12 protein-coding genes are annotated in these 17,185 nt (G+C 53.5%); 6 read left to right on the top strand and 6 right to left on the bottom strand.

What is annotated here, in order from left to right; all coding sequences use genetic code 11:
* The first annotated feature begins 1 nt into the window (after window position 1).
* Together ACA067_RS19145 and ACA067_RS19150 are read left to right on the top strand one after the other, a co-directional pair.
* The gene (locus ACA067_RS19145) at window positions 2–421 is read left to right on the top strand and encodes a hypothetical protein (RefSeq protein WP_497458007.1); all 420 of its coding nucleotides are present in this window, start codon (window positions 2–4) and stop codon (window positions 419–421) included.
* Between the two features lie 480 nt (window positions 422–901).
* The gene (locus ACA067_RS19150; RefSeq protein ID WP_497458008.1) at window positions 902–1,129 is read left to right on the top strand and encodes an AbrB/MazE/SpoVT family DNA-binding domain-containing protein; all 228 of its coding nucleotides are present in this window, start codon (window positions 902–904) and stop codon (window positions 1,127–1,129) included.
* 158 nt (window positions 1,130–1,287) lie between these two features.
* On the opposite strand, the gene ACA067_RS19155 is transcribed toward ACA067_RS19150, so the two are convergent.
* The 3 genes from ACA067_RS19155 to ACA067_RS19165 all read right to left on the bottom strand — a co-directional run bounded on the left by ACA067_RS19155 (window position 1,288) and on the right by ACA067_RS19165 (window position 7,753).
* On the bottom strand, window positions 1,288–1,482 hold the full coding sequence (locus ACA067_RS19155) for an antitoxin Xre/MbcA/ParS toxin-binding domain-containing protein (protein ID WP_497458009.1): 195 nt from the start codon (window positions 1,480–1,482) through the stop codon (window positions 1,288–1,290).
* Between the two features lie 266 nt (window positions 1,483–1,748).
* On the bottom strand, window positions 1,749–3,848 hold the full coding sequence (locus tag ACA067_RS19160; protein WP_497458010.1) for a hypothetical protein: 2,100 nt from the start codon (window positions 3,846–3,848) through the stop codon (window positions 1,749–1,751).
* Window positions 3,845–7,753 (bottom strand): hypothetical protein, encoded by a 3,909-nt coding sequence (locus ACA067_RS19165; RefSeq protein WP_497458011.1) that lies wholly within the window; start codon window positions 7,751–7,753, stop codon window positions 3,845–3,847. The genes ACA067_RS19160 and ACA067_RS19165 overlap by 4 nt, the downstream gene beginning before the upstream one ends.
* A 499-nt stretch (window positions 7,754–8,252) precedes the next feature.
* On the opposite strand from ACA067_RS19165, the gene ACA067_RS19170 reads away from it, so the two are divergent.
* The gene (locus tag ACA067_RS19170; protein WP_497458012.1) at window positions 8,253–8,405 is read left to right on the top strand and encodes a hypothetical protein; all 153 of its coding nucleotides are present in this window, start codon (window positions 8,253–8,255) and stop codon (window positions 8,403–8,405) included.
* Between the two features lie 637 nt (window positions 8,406–9,042).
* Complete coding sequence (locus ACA067_RS19175) at window positions 9,043–9,921, top strand: Fic family protein (protein ID WP_497458013.1); 879 nt, start codon at window positions 9,043–9,045, stop codon at window positions 9,919–9,921.
* A gap of 144 nt (window positions 9,922–10,065) precedes the next feature.
* Here ACA067_RS19175 and ACA067_RS19180 read toward each other — a convergent pair whose 3' ends face one another.
* Together ACA067_RS19180 and ACA067_RS19185 are read right to left on the bottom strand one after the other, a co-directional pair.
* A complete protein-coding gene (locus ACA067_RS19180) occupies window positions 10,066–12,246 on the bottom strand; it encodes a DEAD/DEAH box helicase (RefSeq protein ID WP_497458014.1) in 2,181 nt (726 codons plus the stop codon).
* Window positions 12,243–13,859: a HamA C-terminal domain-containing protein gene (locus ACA067_RS19185; RefSeq protein WP_497458015.1), complete on the bottom strand. Its 1,617-nt coding sequence runs from the start codon at window positions 13,857–13,859 to the stop codon at window positions 12,243–12,245. The genes ACA067_RS19180 and ACA067_RS19185 overlap by 4 nt, the downstream gene beginning before the upstream one ends.
* Window positions 13,860–14,239: 380 nt before the next feature.
* On the opposite strand from ACA067_RS19185, the gene ACA067_RS19190 reads away from it, so the two are divergent.
* Together ACA067_RS19190 and ACA067_RS19195 are read left to right on the top strand one after the other, a co-directional pair.
* On the top strand, window positions 14,240–14,707 hold the full coding sequence (locus ACA067_RS19190) for a 3'-5' exonuclease (RefSeq protein ID WP_497458016.1): 468 nt from the start codon (window positions 14,240–14,242) through the stop codon (window positions 14,705–14,707).
* 277 nt (window positions 14,708–14,984) lie between these two features.
* A complete protein-coding gene (locus tag ACA067_RS19195; protein ID WP_497458017.1) occupies window positions 14,985–16,169 on the top strand; it encodes a DUF3800 domain-containing protein in 1,185 nt (394 codons plus the stop codon).
* Between the two features lie 367 nt (window positions 16,170–16,536).
* Here ACA067_RS19195 and ACA067_RS19200 read toward each other — a convergent pair whose 3' ends face one another.
* A complete protein-coding gene (locus tag ACA067_RS19200) occupies window positions 16,537–17,151 on the bottom strand; it encodes a LysE family translocator (protein ID WP_461984405.1) in 615 nt (204 codons plus the stop codon).
* Window positions 17,152–17,185 lie beyond the last annotated feature (34 nt).

Consider the following 17,185-nt stretch of genomic DNA (forward strand, 5'->3'; position numbering starts at 1 on the left):
TATGATGGGTAGGGGTAGAGAAGGTCAGGGCGTTACCGCGTGCGAGGGCGCGTTTCAACGACTTCTGGAGGGAAGAGCTTTAGTCCCTGCGCATGTTGGAATTGAACCCCACAAGATCACGGCTGGCATTGTAAGTGTTGAAGCAGGATTTGACCGTGGCTATTTAAAAATAAGTCGCAAGTCTCACAAAGCCTTAATTGCGCGAATTAATGCGCTGCGCGAGCAAGCTAAACCCACAGAAAAGGTCAAAGCAGGAAAGCAGCTTAACGAGAAGATCTGCTCCATAGAAGAGAAACTACGGATCGCCTGCGAGCAGCGTGATGCCGCGCTAGTGCAAAATTTGCAACTCTGGGAGCGTATTTCTGACCTTGAACTGGAGCTTTCACGGAAGGCCACTTCAAATGTGACGCGACTTCGTTAATTTTGAGCACTCTACAGAAACAGTCGCTGTCCAGCTTTTACAGGTCGCCCCCCCCCCGACAATATAGGTGAGTGCGCAATCCAAGGAACATGCTGGAACCTATAAACAGGCTGACCAAGACTTCGGAACGTTTATTGCGCGTTCTCCTGGGCGTCATGGGTGACTATGATGCGTGGCAGCTAGAGTGAGGGATTCGCTACGCACCCTTCCCTGCTCGTGGGTCTGCCACATTTCAATGAGAGGAAATGGCATAAAGGCCTATACGACATCAGCCGAGACGGCTTAGGCAAACGGTAGAGTCGATGGGCTTGGTCTGGCAGGGTACCTATCACCGTGGGATAGACGACGCTAGAAATGTCGCTTCACTCGTGAAAGAGATGTTCAGCTGAGCGTTTGCTCACTGCGCTCTTAGCCTGTACGCAAAGCACGTTATCATTGCCGACTCAAAGCAATGGAGACCCACACGTGAGAAAGCAACCTATGAAAATCATCATCGAAGAATGGGACGGCGATTGTGCAACTCGAATTCCTGATGAGGCATTGCAGGAGCTGGAGCTTGATGTCGGCGACTCACTGTATTTGATAGAGGAGTTTGTCGGCAACACGCGCTGCTTAGTCCTATCGAAAAAGCCTCAACTCGCGGATCGAATAGACGAATTCACTGAAGCCTGGGACTTCGGACACCCTGGTAATGCCGAGGACAAATGAGGTAGCCTCAATGCGCTTCTTGAATCAATCATCGCGGGCCAACTGTGGAGTGACTCGCCCGGGCATGTGAATACTTGGGGTCGAGCCGGGCTCAAGCCCGAAGGAGCGATAGCCAAAGTAGCTTTAGCTCCGCAGCCCAACAAGTCGCCTATCGAATCTCACACAAAAACTCCCCTCTCCAGTCGGCCGATAAGATCGAAGATGGCCTTCGTTTCCACCCTCGTCCCCATCATATCCAGAGGACGCTTCGAACCAAGCCCGCAAACCGGCGAGCTCATCCATTCTGTCGCAGCAGCGACATCGTCTTCGAATAGGGAAAGGGCCTGCTCAAAGACAGCTACCAATGCAACCAAGCGGTCGCTTTCTACGACGTTGAACCGCGCTCTCGCGAATTAGGTCGTGAAGCCTGGTACCGCGTGACGGCAGCCCGAGGGTCATCCAAATGCTCTGTGGTATCTGGGGCCCTGGTGAGTATTCCTTTATAGATGACAGCACTTTCACCTCCATTTAAAAGACATAAGGATACGCCGGGCATGGCCCTAATCAGCGACATCTCCATTACTCTCTACGTAGGTTTATCAGAGATGGAAAGATGTGATATCGAAGGTAGCTGCGCCCATCAGTTCTCCAAATAAAGGTCGATTACCTTTTCCAGTATCGAGGTCTTCGCCGACTCACGCAGAAGCAGTAGATCAAAGGTGAAGGATGCAAAAAATGCCTCGACCAGCGGGTGACCGAAGGCCATCTGCCGCTCACCATCCGGGCCATATACCAACACGTTATAGATCCGGTTCTGCTTGTCGATGGCGCTATTCGCCGGCAGGGCCTTGGAGACAAAGAAGCGAATCCCCTCCACCCCGGTGTCTTGCAAGAAGACGAAGTGTTGCTGCTTTTTGCTCACCGGGGTCAGGTAGTACGGCAGAGGGTTCCTCTCGGCCTTGGTGAAGCGCCGGACGTTTTGACTAGCAAAATGCACCTCGATATTGTCAAAGGCCGCATTGCCAATGATTTGCGGGACACGGTTGCTGGAGTAGACGTTCAGCCAACAGCCGGTCACCAAGTCACACATCATGAACGAGTTGTTGTAGAGAGCCTCGAAGCTCGACATGGAACTGCGCGACAAGGACTTCGCCAGGAGCGGATAGCGATAGTCGAATTCGCCACTGGTAGTGTTGTCGTATCGCGCCACCTTCTGCAGGTGAATCACACTGCCTTCCAGTTGAGCGTCGGCCACTACGATCCACTTGCGTTTATCGTTGTCACGCCGGCAGCTCAACAGCTCCAGCTGACGGGGCGCGTAGTTGGCCCCTGGCACAATGACCTGCTTGCGGTCGAAGACGCTTTCCTTGATCCACAGTTCATAGGCGATCCTCTCCAGGCGCAGGTCATCGAGCACTAGCGCACCGGGCTGATCCGGGGGCGTGCTCTTCTCTCTGGCCAGGTCATAGCCCTGACAGACAAAGGCCTTCTGATTGCGGAAGCGCTCATACTTCATGCGTGTGTACAGATCAAAATCCGCCAACGCCGGCCCAGCTTTCGAATCAATAGACTGGCAGGCGCTCCAGAACGTGCTGTAGGTCTCGCCGGTGGCGCGATTGATGATGCTGGTAGCGCCGTCGCGCTCCTGGTTGATGACCAGGTAATTCACTCCCTCCGCCGGCAGTTGAGCAGGATCGGTAATTTCCTTGCCAATTAGTATCCGCTGAGGCTTCAGTTTGGACTCAATGGCCGCATGCAGTACCAGCTGTTCCTGTGGACTGGCGTAATCCTGGTAGTCATCGATCACCACCAGCGGACGTTGGCAGGCGGTCGCCGGCGAGAGGAATTCCCGCACCTGATGGGTAGCCGAAAATCGAATGGGTTCGAACTCCACCCCAGCTTGTCCGAGCATCTGCTCCAGTCGATTCAGGCAGTCGTTCAGGTGGAAGTTGGTGCTGTGGCGATAGTCATTGCGCATTTCCTTCGAGACATCTTGATTGGAAAACAGCATGAATTTGCGCCCCTGGAACTTGCGCGCATCCCGCCGATTCTTGGCCACATACTGCTTTCCTCCATAGAAAAACATGAAGGTCGTCCCACGCACCACCGAAGTGGTGGAGACCTCGGCCGTACAGGCGAAAACTTGGCGCTCCAAAGTCAGTACCAGCTCCTGCTGTTCGGAGAGATAGATCTGAATGGCCAGCGCATCAAATAATTGGATCTCGGTCGATCGGGAGATCGGCATGACGCCGATGAACAGTTCCGCGCTGTATTCCACCGGCTGAATTTCATAGTGCTGGTTGGCATCCAACAGGAAGTCCATTTTCAGACGCAGGCCGATCATGATCGCAATGATTCGCGTGAGGCTTACCTTTTCAGCCTGCAACTGGTTGCGGATCTGCTCGGGCATTTGAGGTTTCGTGCCAAGGTAGGCGAATACAGTCTTCCCCTTATCCACCAGCAGTCGGTTGTAGTGGATGCCGACAGTGGCCTTGACCCCAAGAGCCTTACCAACTACTTCACGAATCCGGGCGTCCACGCGAGTGAAGTAATCTGCGGTGGATTCCCCCTTGTTCCGCTGCAGTTGGAAAATTCCACAGTTGATGTGCAGGTTGGAGCCAGGTACGGGCTGCAGAATCTTGCGCAGGAGCTCGTCCAGACTGGCCGATATCAACTGCAGCATGTTTGTGCGTGCAATCGGGAACTGACCGACTTCGATGGGCTTGATAGGACTTTTCATGCGCGCCCCCGGAGAATGTCCAGCAACTGTGGATTGATGACGTACTGCTCGCTCAAAGAGTAGCTTGGCATAGCCCCCTCCCCAACCGAGCTGTATGCGCTGATCTTCTTGAACAAGTTCATGTATCGGATCAGCGTACCGTTGGAATACTCGGGAAAATCGTTCAGGGCGTTGTGGTCATGGCGCGCATTGACATAGACGAACTCCGGCTCCAAGTTGCGGGTACTGCAGATTGCCGTCAGTTTGTCGCGTTTCTCTGCCGCCCGACTGAGCAGATCCCTAGACATATCTTCCTTGTCGAGGCTAGCCGACCAGTTTTTCACATCAATGCAAACCAGCCGCGAGTTGACGACTAGGTAGACGTCATACAGTTCATACGCCTCGGGGGTCAGCAACTCGAACTGCTCGGCGATGCTCAGTGGCGTGATGCCGAGCTTTTTCAGGCAGGACGAGAATAGGAACTCACCCACGTTGCCCTTGAGCAATGGCAGCAAAGCGGGACTGGGCGGATTCTGCTCCAGTTCGCGGGTATCCAGGTTGGCCGCCTGGCGAATCAGGCCAGGCGCCGCATTCTGCTGACCCTTCTCCATGCGCAGGTATTCCGGCACCAGCCAGAGATAGGGCTGGTAGAGTCCCTGACCGTCACTCATGTCCGTGATGCCGAACTGGTCATCCCCCATGGTGCAGAGGGTGACCCCGGTATGGGATTCCTGCCAGAAGTAGAATTTGCCAATCACGTCCTGATAGTACGGCTTGGCCTTGATGATCGGATGCTTCAACAGATCTTGCACATATTGGCGCGGCGCGGTGATCGACGTAACGTTGCGCAGTGCCTCGTTCAACTGAGCCGCCTCAAGGTCACCGGCGCGGGCCTTCTGCAGAATCGACTTGCGGAAGTCATTCTCGAAGAACCCATTGATCATTTTCCCACTCTGCACAGCGCTCCGCTGGAAATCCTCTCGAGCTTCGTCCGAGGCGAAGGAGCGACCCTTTGCCTGCTCCAGGCAAAACTCCATGACCTTGCAGTTCAACAAGGACAAGCTGTCGAGCATTAGGTCGTTGCCATTGCGAAGCAGATGTGAATACCCGACCACCAGCGAATCCATGACGTCGTCCGGCATGATGATCTCCGAAGTGGTGTAGGTGTCTCGGCGCTCAATCCGCCCGATGGCCTGGATGATTACCTTCATTCGCGACAACAGATTTTCGTCGCTAAGCACTCTGCGATTCTTGCTCTGCAGCAGGTTCGTATCGAAGTCACTGAGCTTGGTGTTGGTGTTCGCCGCGTGATACTTCAACATAAGGATATGGTTCTGCACCGTGTTCAGCCCCTCCTCGGTGAAGACCTCGGTGTAATAGGGGGTATTGATCAGCACAAGGCGCTCGAAATCCTCCTCGATCCCCTGCTTGGTGTCCTCAATCACCAGGTTCAAGCCCGTACCGGCGCTGTTGTATGACGAGATGAACGCAATCTTGGTGTTCTCATCGACCTTCAGGCACTCCTCGAATTTCGGATGTTTGGCCAAATTGGCGTCGAACAGGATGACCCGCACCCTCGGCCGATCGTTGAAGGGGCTGATATCGATGACCATATCCTCAATCAGAGGCTTGCAGGCCCGGAAGCGCCCATTCCTGTTTTCCTGCAGCAGCTTCTTGAAACTCGCCTGGAACCGGTTATTAAGAGATAGGATCATCGAGTGGCGGCCGTCCCAGGCAGTCAACAGCATGGCCTCGATCTGCCGCTGAAAGGCGGCAGTGTGATGGCGATTGTTGCTATAGAAGTACGGCGTCAGCATCTCCCGCCAGTCCAGGCAAGCGTTCTTGAATTCAGCTTTTTTGGTGTAGTCGGTGATCATGTTCCTTGCGCTGTCATGGAAGGTACGGATCTGCACATCACGAGCTTTTTGCCGGGCATCGCGCAGTGCGGCCATCACCTTCCGATCCTTATCGCTCCGCTCTAGCACCTTGAAATCCAGGCTCGTACCGTACTGCTGGAGCATGTCGCGGGTGAACGACCCAGAGTAGGATTGCTTGAACCCGGTGGTGGCGGACAAGCACATCACCGAGTTCCTCGTGCCATGCAGCAACCGAAGGAGGATTACCTCCGGCAATTCAAGGAACAGGTCGAGTAGCAAGGAGACATAGATGCGTTTGTGCTTGGTACCGGGTTCGAATTCGAGCGTGTGCACCTTGACCAGCGAAAACACCATCTTTGGCATCAGGTATGCGTAGTGCTGATCAATGAAGATGTCGCTTTCGGTCGAGCGATCAAACACCGCATTGATGTACTGGCGGTGCTCGCCAGCGTTCACAATGAAGTCGTACAGCAGACTGTTCTGGCTGGCGCTATCACCGGTCTTGATCAGGCCCAGCAGGTGCTTGTTGCTGATGTGCGAGCAGGTCACCAATACACACATGAGGGCCTGCAACAGATCGTACAGGGAGGGGTTGGTATCCTCCGGAGCGCGTTGTTTGTAGATCAGCAACTCAGATCCGCTGACATGTTCGCGGATACGAATTTGCTTCAACTGCTCCTCTGCGTAGAAGCGCCGGGGGCTCATGGCAAAGATGTTCTTGGTGATGGTGAGAATCTGCTCAACCTCACTTGTGTCGATGGCAATATGACCGAGGTTGCGCTCGCACATGGCCAGGATGGTGTCCAGCGGAACTGACGTCTGACAGCGATTGTTGTACAGGTCGAACAACTCGTCGCTGAGCTTCTTGATCGGCTCATAAAGCACGATGTCATCAATATCCTCCCCTTCAGCGTGCTTGATCGAATTCACGAGACGGGACAGCGTGGCAAAGACGTGGTGCACCTGGTGCTTGTCAGTAATGAGTTTCTTGTACGTGCTTTCGAAGAAGAGGCTGTAGGCGACATGCTCCTCGTCCACAACCACGGTAAAATCGATCATGCGCTGGCGGAATACATTGTCAGGATCGACGCGGAACCACTGCTCACGGAGAAACGTGATCTGCTCCTCGAAGGACTTGCCGTTGACCGAGCCGATACGCGTGTTAAGGTCGACCGAGTTGGTGGGTGCCAGTTTTTGCCCGAGGATATCGTCGAACTGGCACGTGCTGATGCTAGGCTTACCCCCTTTGGTGTAATTCACCACCATGGTGGCAAACAGGAAACGCTTACTGGTAGCCAACAGGATGGTAGGCATGCGCTTGGCACGCTCCAGTGGGAGCAGATGATCGATGATCTCAAGGATCACCTGGTCTTTTACCGTGCTAGTCCTTTCAAAACGCTTATCCAGCGTGATGTACTCGCCAAAGCGATCTTCTTCCACGATGGCGGTGACCAGCCCCTGCAGGGCCGACAGCAGATCCCAACGGGCACCGTTGACGTCCTGCTGAAGGCGTTGGAGCATTAGATCATGAGGCGAAAGAGTGCTCAGGCGCTCTTCCTGATTGAGCAAGTTGCGCAAGTGCTGCACTAGTGTGTCGAGGCGCACAGCCTGTTCCGGAAAGGACTTGCGGAGAACCTTCGCCCACCGGGTGTATAGTTCTTCGTTCCTAGTCTTGGTGACCCAGCCGACATAGTCCAAGTCGTTCCGGTCGGTACGGGCCAGGAAGCTGAGGAATTTCACCCCTTTCTCTTTCGCCATCTCAACGATGTCCTGCCCAAAGCGGATTTGCGCCTTCTGCGGGGTCATGAACAGCAAGTTGCGATGGCCCCTGCCGCTAGGCTGTATTGGCGTGTTGACCAGGTATTCGCGGATGACGTTGTAGGACTTACCAAAGCCCGTACCTTCGTTGGCAAAACTGCAGGATGGGAACATCCTGGCGGCGCCATTGAAGAAGGACGACAAGGCCAGACGCTGGGTGTTGATCTCGTTTTTCAGCGCTTCAGGGATGGCTTTGAGTTTCTGATCTGGAGCGAATAGACTCATTTGCACAAACAACCTCCTCGTCTGCCCCGCAGGCAACCGGCAATCGAAGGCGCGAGCGCATCCGAAAGCCTGCCGTCTCAGGCAACTTCATATTTTTTATTGTCGTATTGGCGAGCAGAGTTCGTGCAGCCCGAAATGGCTATAGCTCACAACTCAAGTCGCGCGGATACCTATTAGACATCCGTCAAGTGCGGAACATACCGTCGTTGCCCGTGAACGGGTCAAAGATTGGGTGGTTGCCTGCGCGTGCTAGATTTTTTCTATTCAATTAGACGCTTGCTCCTACAGGGATGAGTAAGCTTCTCGATGAAGCTCTACAGGAACTGTAGCTTGTTAGCGACGCTCTACTTCTGATAGAAGAATTTGTCGGCAACACGCGCTGCCTCGTCCTTTCAAAAAAGCCTCAAATTGCGGATTGAATAGACGAGCTCACTGAAGCCCGGTGAAAGGCCCCGGGTTTCATTGACATCTCTAGGCCTTACAATGAGGCCTTGTAGGAGGTGCCATGAGTGACCTGAATCGCTTCGGTACCCTCCAGCCGGCAAATTGCTCGCCCGTTCTTTGTTATGACGAAACTGTGACCTTGGGCGACCAGCGCAAAAAGGCGGCGGAGTCGCCGGCGAGCTTGGCTACAGCTGAAGGTTGTACGCATAACTGAGGCACCTCTTAAATGGTGTTCTAGATAGTAGCGTCATACAGCCCTCACGTTTGGTTCAGCGCCGACCTAGCTCACTTTGCTGGTGTGACGTCATTCCGGTTTCCGGAGGTCGCCCCATCAAGCCGAAGGATGAGTCACTTGGAAAGCTTGATACACAGCCGTCTTCGCCCACGACCTCTTTAGCGCAGACAAAAAAAGCCCCATTTAAGGGGCTCTGGCTTCACTGCACTACGATCATCGCTGACGCCCATAACATCTGGAAGCTAATCAGGAGCGGAAACGTCAATGCAGCAAAATACTGTATATTTATACACATGTTTACGTCAAGCATTTATTTCCAGACACCCGGCCTCACAAGTCGAGCCGGGCTCAAGCCCGAAGGAGCGATAGCAAATATATCTACAGCTCCTCAGCCCAACAGACCGTCTGATGAATTTCACACAAGCACTGCCCTCTCCAGTCGGCCGATATGATCGAAGACAGCCTTGGTTTCCAAACGTGATATCGAGAGGTTATGAGTTCATCCTAGCCTGTGAGCTTTCGTGACTTCCACGAAATGGGTGTGCACCGCTTCGCTCGTTTCGAAACCTACACTTGTTGCATGACAAGCGCTTCAAGCACGGATAGTGTCAGCGCCATGAATGTCTCAAACCCGGCCCTCCCCGACTCGATTCCTCCGTCAATACTGGCGCGCGCAGACTTACTTGTAACGAAGACTGCTTTCCTGGCTGGCATGGTCGCGCATGAAACCGCTGCGTGCTTGAGTAGACTGCTGATGGCCTCTGACACTGGGTTCTCGAGGATCATCGACGGGCACCACACTGTGTCCGAGGTGCCGAAAGATGCAACCAACTTGGCATGCACGCAGCCCTTGCTAGGGGAAATCACAGACCTTCGTCGACGTACTCTTGCGGCGCTGGCCCACCACTATCACCTCGTACAAACTCAACCGCTTTGGGACGGTAACGGGGCTATGGCGAGGATGATCATTCATATGCACTTCGTTCAGATTGGGTTGCATCCGCACCTGTGGTCGATGTCTCGCGGCATAGCTCGCAGACGAGAGGAGTATCACGCTGCCTTGGGCATAACTGATCGCACGCAAAAGAATCAATTCGCCGGTGATGTCCAGCGATCAGACAACGCCTCTCTCACCTTCATCGAGCTTATGCTCGATGTCTGTCATGAAGAAGTCGATTACATGACTGCTGCCCTGAGTCGTCACAAGCTTCGTGAATCTGTTATGGATGCGTTCAGAACGAACTCGCGCTTACAGGGAATAGGGATCAGATTAGAAATTGCGCCAGCATTCCTTGCACTGCTGATCCAGGGTGCGCTTCCTCACGCTGAGTTCGAAACTTTCACCGGGCTCCAACATGAAGCAGCAAGCGATCAGTTAACCAGGTTGGTCAACATCGGCCTTGTGGTGAGCCCCCCATCTGAATTCAGTACGCTGCAGGTAGGCCTACCGGTTTGGTTTGCAGAAGACATCTTCCCGGATTTGCACAAGTTCTGATAGCACTGATGGCCAACTTACAGCCTGTTCGATACGACGAGAACTTAAGCCGGTACATTGCTCAGAGAGCCAACGGTGATACGAAACTGAACCGTTCGAGTGTATGCTCACTGCACACTGAGCCTATGTCCATCAAGCGAACTCTTAGGCTATTCCCAAAGCTCTTTTGACAAACGTCTGATCAACGTAGCCAATCTCCTTCCAGGCCTCTACATTAGCCCTGAGATAATCAGCCAAACCATCAACGCCAAGCTCCTCCGGGAAATCCATCACCGACGCCATCCGATGCAAGGTCTGAATCGGGATACCCATTTCCTCTAGGGCGTTTACCCCAGGCGGAAGATGTAGATTCTCGAAGATCATCCTCAAATGGCCATAATCGATTTTGCTCCGAATGTTGCGCTTTGCCGCGTGCAGACGGACGACATCCTCCAGCAGTCCCAGCAGTTTCGGAATGGTGTATCCGAAGGTGTTGGTCACCAACTTCAGGTCGTTGTTGAGCATGTTCGAGAGCGTGTGCTCGTCACCCTGCTCGATCCGCTGCTTCGCATACGCAATCTGGCTCTTCAAATAGTCTGAATAACTCGAAGCGTTCAGATAGCCGGCCAGCTTTGCAACAATCACGTCGGTGGTTTTGGTTTGTACCCCGTTCGTGGAAAACGTCTTGGGCACTACCCGAGAGATCACCTTGGCGAAGGTCTTCAGAAACTCTGCCGGTGGTAGCCAGTGGAATACGAGCGATGCAAATTGCTCATCCTTCAGCATCTCAACCAAGCTGTACAACTGCTCGAACTGCTCCATCCTGAAATGGGAATGCTTTTTCACCAGATCAATGGTGAAACGGTTTTGATCGAATGCATCTTCAAACCTGTCTTGGGAATAGTCGGACAGATGATCAGGCTGCGCACTCGCCAGCAGGTTGAGTGGGGTATCTTCATCTTGTATGCCTAGGGGGACAGCCACCTCCTGGTTGAGGTTGTCTTCTGGTACTTCCTCCAGGCAGAACACCTTGCCAACGAAGTGGACACCCATACGACCTGCGCGCCCTTTGATATTGCCATGGGTAAATTTGTCGATACCACGGCTGCCGTCGCGGTTGTCGTAGATGACAACATTCTTTGCAATTGTGTTCACGCCTTCGATGATGGTCGAGGTGCAAAGCAGGAAGCGAATGTCGCCGGCATTGAAGCGATCCGCCGTGTACTGCTGAAGCGCCCTAGGCAGACCACCGAAGTGCAACCCGATCCCATTCTTAAGCGCATAAGTGTAGTCCCATTCAGGGTCGAACTCTTCCGAGACCCAGTCGACGTGTGAACTCGTTAACTGCCGGCCATACCCTAGTCGGATAAGCTCTCGTGCCACTTTACCGGCAACCCCGGAAGACTTGCAGTAAACAATCGTGGCCCCTTCACATTGCCTAGCAATCGTAGCCAACGCCTTGAGCTTGCCCTTACCGTCGTTTGCCTCCACGCCAAACGTCTGCACATCCACGGCGACTGTGTTGAAATCGGCGGAGATGAATGTGTGCTTGTATCCGAGCTCTGTCAGGCCACGAATACTGTTCACGAAGGGGCCAGTGAGATAGAACTGCTTGGACACTTTCAGGAGCTTGCTCAAGGCGATATTTAGCTCGATAACCCGCTCATCCTTGAAGTCAGTTCCGCCGCTTTTCAGTTGCCGGAAGGCCAGCTTATAAAACTCGTCGATGACGAACAGATCGATGTCCTGGATATCGTCACGCTCATTGACCCTCTCTTGGGTCAGGACGTATACAGCCCAGTCGGAGCGGCACTCTTGTGAGCTGTGATGGATGATTTGATATTTGTCACCAAACCGATCATGTAGACGTCGGCGGGTCTCGTCGGCCAGGGCGACTGTAGGCACGACCAGCACCACACGTTTCAGTTTCCCAAGCCCTAGGAGGGAGTCAACGATGGCGCTCTTTCCCATGCTCGTAGGAGCACTGAGCACTAGGTTGCGGCCCGCTTTCAGCAGGTCGAAGATGTGGAACTGCATCGAGTGGAACACGTATTTGTCGGAAAACGGCGTCCGATACAGGTCGAGCGCGACGCGGTCGCCGGGGGTGAGGTCGGTGAACTCTTTCTTGAGGTAAGGAAACAGCCCCGATTTCCTTACCATGTTTCGCAGGATGGCAGTGTGGTCTGAAAACTTTTCGCGGACATCCAGTGCCCTGACGATCAAGTCTCGCCCGAGATTGTTCGACACCGGGTTGGACAGGAGGGTATTGATCGCTGCCAGGTATTGGAACGCCGAAAAACCCTCACGCCCTAAGCTAAGCTTCGCCACATCATAAACATCAGTCATACGGCCTCCCTTACCTTAGCCTCAATCATCCTGGTCAACTTTTCCAAGCTCGGTGCTGGGTAGATGAAAACATCAATGGCGAGCTCTGCGAAAGGCGAGTCGTGTTGCAGATCATCCGCAAACGCTTCGAAGAGCGCTGTCGTTTCCTGCTCCAGATGGTCTTCGTGCCCGGACGTCATAGGCTCAGTCAGCAGCGACGAGTCGTAGCCAACAAACAGCACGAACCGGAACCGTTCCAGGTGTTTCTCGAATGCGTGGCTTCCATCCAGAATCTCATCGATGTCATGGCGCAACAGGTAGTCATCATCCTTTATGTCGAGGATCTTGCCCCTGGCGGTGTCGAACCACTCGGATATTTCTTCGTACAGCAGCTCTCGAATCTTCGGCAACCGCGTGGAGATGTTGGCTGCCGTTACCAACTCGCTGAAGCCGACCCATAGCTGATCGCCCTCTGGGTCACGGCGGACGATATGCACGTTCTCCAGAATCTTTTCTTCACCGTCCCCGTCCAGGTAGAGCAGGCACGGGATGGGCTGGCTTTCGTGCATTTGGCGTATCGTGGCGTGGAGTAGCACCCGCCCTAGAAAAGAACTGACGTCCGACAATGACGCGAACACAGTCGTCTTCAACCGCTGTCGCTGTTCAACGAAAGACAGCTTGTGTATGTCGGCCATCTCTTTGGGGCGAAGAAACACTTCATCCAGCCAGTTGCACACATTTTCGGCGATGTGCTTGTAGCGATAGCGTTTCAAGCTGTAGTGCTGGTGGAGCACCCTTCCATTTCGCTTTTTGCACGGTGAGGCGAGCGGGCTCCGAAAGGGGACGAGAATGTGTGGCAAGTCGCGTTTGACGTAAACCTTGCGCCCGGACTGCCTCTGATCCTCATCAACTAGTGCCTTGAACCAAGTGTTCAGATCAGCGCGAAGGTAGGACTTGTCATCTACGGTATGGATCCTGCGGGAAAGTGCGCCTTTGCGGGTGACTGTGTCCAAGATCCTGCGCCAGATGTCCTCCGCGCAAGCCTCTGAGCTCAGCAACACTCCGTGAAGATCCTGAACAGCCAGGCGGATGTTCCTCACGCCGAGCAGTTCAATCTCTCGCAAGGATCGGAAGACCTCCCACCAGGTTGCATCAATCCAATCAGCAACATCCACGCCGCTAGGAGCTACGTAGTCCTCGGTTTTCATGTTCAGGTACTCGATCAATTCGTCGCGACCCTGCTTTTCCTCTCGGCCATCGCGGCTGACCCGCAAGTACTCAAGCGTCGCCTTGACCGGATCTTCCGTGACGATACGAAATTTTCTCGGCACTGTGAGGCCAGGCTCACTCTGCATGGATTTGTGCAGAATGGAGCTGCAGGGGATCTTGGTCTTCCCAGTACCGGTGGAGAGGATGACAAGATGGGATCTGTCCCAGCGTGCTTTCGTGGTGGTTTTCACCTGCACGAACTCGACGAAGTCATCGCAGACAATGTCGATGTCGTCCGTGACCTCGCAGCGAATACTTTGGATGGACTTGTCCCGCAGCATGCGGGTTACATGATAGGCGGCAACACAATCCTGAAAGATGAAGCCGTGCTTGGCGGCAACTCCGCCAGCGTCATTAGGTTCCATCTCGACTTCCATGGCATGTATGGAGTGGAATCTATGGGAATAACTGCCCCCAGTCCACACCATTAGTGGCGTTTTGCCAACTATTCGGATGTGGCATTTCGATATTGACCTACTCAGTTCAGCGCTCTGTCTCACCGCACAAGGCTAGGTACGCGCACAGCCTAAGCGGGCCGTTGATTGGCACGACTGAGAACGACTACCCTGAAACGATCCAAGCCAAGTCATTCTTGCCATGAGCATTGAAGCAAAACTCCTTAATCTCGAAGCAATCCCAAACCTTCTCGCGCCATACAGTATCTGTTTTGCGTAGACCTGAGGGAACCTGCGGAGAGGTGGGAGGATCCGAATCACCAAGACCGCTTGTAGTCGTTCCCGATCAGATGGAAACGATTGAGATTGGCCTAGTGGTAATCGATTTAGAATCACTTGAGATCGTCGATGAATTCCAGCGCTTCGTTAGGCCTCAGATCCACCCAATCCTTACTGATTTCTATAAGAAGCTGACGTCCATTCAACAAGCAGACGTTGACGGCGCCCGAACGTATCAAGAGGTTGGCGAAGATCTACGAACGTTCGCTGCACATTATACAAATGCAGCCTGGGCGTCATGGGGTGACTACGATGCAAGACAGCTAGAACGCGATGCTGGATTTGCTGCGTGCCCTTCCCTGCTTGCGGGTGTCCCACATTTCTATGCGAAGAAATGGCATGCTGGGTTGTATGACAATCAACCAAAAGGACTTCGGCCCACTGTAGAGTCGATGGGTCTAGTTTGGCAGGGTACCTATCACCGAGGGATAGACGATGCTAGAAATGTGGCCTCCATCGTTCAGGAGATGCTTCGCTGATAGATGAGCCGGGCCATAGGCCCGAAGGATCGATACCTAACAATCAGTCTCAGCAGCCACCGCGCAATGAAGCGCGTGACCAACTTAGGCGAGCTTTTACCCTCGCTCCCAACATTTCCAGCGGACGCTCCGACGTCCTCCGAAATCATGCCGCTGCCCCCTCTACTCACCGCTCATGGTAATGGCCACTGGCCTCTAAAAATCCCCGATGCGCGCTAATGCTGCGTTAAGATGAGACACCGGCCAAAACTGGTCTGCGCTAAGGAGGGGTCGCAAAGTGGAAAGAGTATTCGCTTTCGTTGATGAGTCAGGAAATCACGACCTAAATACATCGAAGCAGGGGAGCTCAAAATTCTTCGTGGTTTGCTCAATTCTCGTCGCAGACGCAGATCTTCCGCGTTGTTATGAAATGGCAGAGTCGGTTCGGTCGCGCCATTTTCAGAAAGGTGAAATCAAGTCCAGTAATCTTAGGCCCAAGGATAGTGACCGCCGCAAGCGCATCCTGGACGACCTCGCGGAGCTTCCCCTCAAGCTATTTGTCGCAGTAGTTGAGAAGGAGCGAGTCATTCGCGATGGTGGGTTGCAATACAAGACGTCCTTCATAAAATTCGTCAACGACCTTCTTTATGCACGGCTCTTCCAGCATTGCCCCGATGCCCATGTGACTGTCGATGAGCATGGCGGGGTGGAATTTCAGGCCAGCCTGAAAGCTTATGTAGAAGCGCGTTATGCTGGCAACGATCTCTTTGGATATGCCAAATTTGAGACCAAGAGCAGCAAAAGTGATGTACTTATTCAGGTCGCCGATTTCTTCGCGGGGACAATTGCCCAGATCTATGAAGGTAAGGCCGCACCGGCCGTCGAGACTGCCTACAAACGTATTCTAGGACACTTAACGTTGGGCGTGCAGGAGTGGCCGCCAAAGTTCGGATCTCTTCTTCCGCCACCTTCCGGCGAGGTTGCATACGCCGACCATCTGGTTCATAAGGAGGCACTTAAAAAGGCTGACCAATTCCTTGCCAAAGTCGGACGGTATCCGGACGAAGATGAGCGGCTGCAGAGCTGCATCCTAGACTACCTCCGCTTCAAGAGCGAATTTGTAGGCGAACGTGGTTATATTTCCACCGGTGAGCTGAGGAAGCATCTTATTGCTTGCGGTTTTAGTGGGCTTAAGAATCAGAAACTAAGGTCAAACGGAATCGCCAAGCTGCGGGATGCTGATGTAATTATCGCTAGCGGCGGTAAGGGGTACAAAATCCCGCAAACACGAGCAGACGTAAACGACTACGTCCATATGGTTTCGAGTCAGGTAATACCGCTTCTCGATCGAGTCAAGAAGGCACACCAAGCCTACTTGCTTAGCAGCCTGGGGGATTACGATATTCTGACTACTGCTAATGTGCCAGAGCTAAAGAAGTTGGTAGCGGCGCTTGATCCGTTTGCTGTGGGGCCAGAGCCGTGATCAGTAGTCGCGGTAGGGACGGCAGTTACCTGCGCCCCCCGAACAGATCCGTACGTGCGGGACTACCGCATACGGCTCCTGTCTCGGGTATGTGACCTGCTCGACCTTTCGAGATGTTGAGAGCGTGAGCAGCTTGAGCACCTTTTGAATGCGCTCTGACTTACGTAATTGCCTGATTCCTAAATCTCGCCTGAAACTCAAGCAGTAAAAAATGTCCGAAATTTCGTATCGAGAGGCCTATAGAAAAGGCAGTGCTTTCTGTTCCGAGAGAACGCATTTAAGCCGCCCAATGTTAAACCGTTAGCACTCATGTTCGTATGCGTCCAGCGAAGTCACCTACCCAGCCCAGTTTTCAGTCACAGGATTGCTAAACCAGCTGGCGGATTCCCAACGACAAAATCAACCCACCGCACAGGCGGTCAATTGCTTTTTTCCTCCCTTGATAAGCGGAAGCAATCTTAGGCTGCGAAAGAGCGATTGCGACCATTCCATACCAAGCCATTGAAACCACCACTACAACTGCCAGCATCGACAAAAACGTGCCTAGCGAAACGTGGGCGGGAGCTGCGGCTGAAAAAACAGCGGCATAGAAGGCCATGGACTTGGGGTTACCAATGTTGGTGATCACCCCTTGAGTAAAGGACTGTCGGCAACTGCCGGCGACGGCATCATTTAGCGGGCCGAGAGCGTTCCTCCCTGCGTTGATTAGCAATCGGAGCCCGAACCACATCAGATAGGCTGCCCCCAGCACCTTTACAACAAGCGCAGCCCAGGGGAGCGCAGCAAATACAATCCCAAGCCCTGCAATCGCACAGGTTGACCAGAACAGGTTGACCACCACGATTCCCGCTACCAAGGCCAGGGCTTCAGACCGTGTCGCAGCCACCGCCTTATGGACGACTGCAACGAAATTCGGCCCAGGAATAACGACACCAGCCAAGTAGACCAAAAACACTGTCAAAACAGCGGAACCGTCGATCATATGATTTCTCGCGAGGTCTGTAGGCGGTGATCGT

The sequence above is a fragment of the Pseudomonas sp. LBUM1674 genome (assembly GCF_059695635.1).

Bases quoted from the DNA above. Each gene is read 5' to 3' on its own strand.
- ACA067_RS19145 (WP_497458007.1), top strand. From the start codon at position 2: ATGATGGGTAGGGGTAGAGAAGGTCAGGGCGTTACCGCGTGCGAGGGC.
- ACA067_RS19150 (WP_497458008.1), top strand. From the start codon at position 902: ATGAAAATCATCATCGAAGAATGGGACGGCGATTGTGCAACTCGAATT.
- ACA067_RS19160 (WP_497458010.1), bottom strand. From the start codon at position 3,848: ATGAAAAGTCCTATCAAGCCCATCGAAGTCGGTCAGTTCCCGATTGCA.
- ACA067_RS19170 (WP_497458012.1), top strand. From the start codon at position 8,253: ATGAGTGACCTGAATCGCTTCGGTACCCTCCAGCCGGCAAATTGCTCG.
- ACA067_RS19175 (WP_497458013.1), top strand. From the start codon at position 9,043: ATGAATGTCTCAAACCCGGCCCTCCCCGACTCGATTCCTCCGTCAATA.
- ACA067_RS19180 (WP_497458014.1), bottom strand. From the start codon at position 12,246: ATGACTGATGTTTATGATGTGGCGAAGCTTAGCTTAGGGCGTGAGGGT.
- ACA067_RS19185 (WP_497458015.1), bottom strand. From the start codon at position 13,859: ATGGAACCTAATGACGCTGGCGGAGTTGCCGCCAAGCACGGCTTCATC.
- ACA067_RS19190 (WP_497458016.1), top strand. From the start codon at position 14,240: ATGGAAACGATTGAGATTGGCCTAGTGGTAATCGATTTAGAATCACTT.
- ACA067_RS19200 (WP_461984405.1), bottom strand. From the start codon at position 17,151: ATGATCGACGGTTCCGCTGTTTTGACAGTGTTTTTGGTCTACTTGGCT.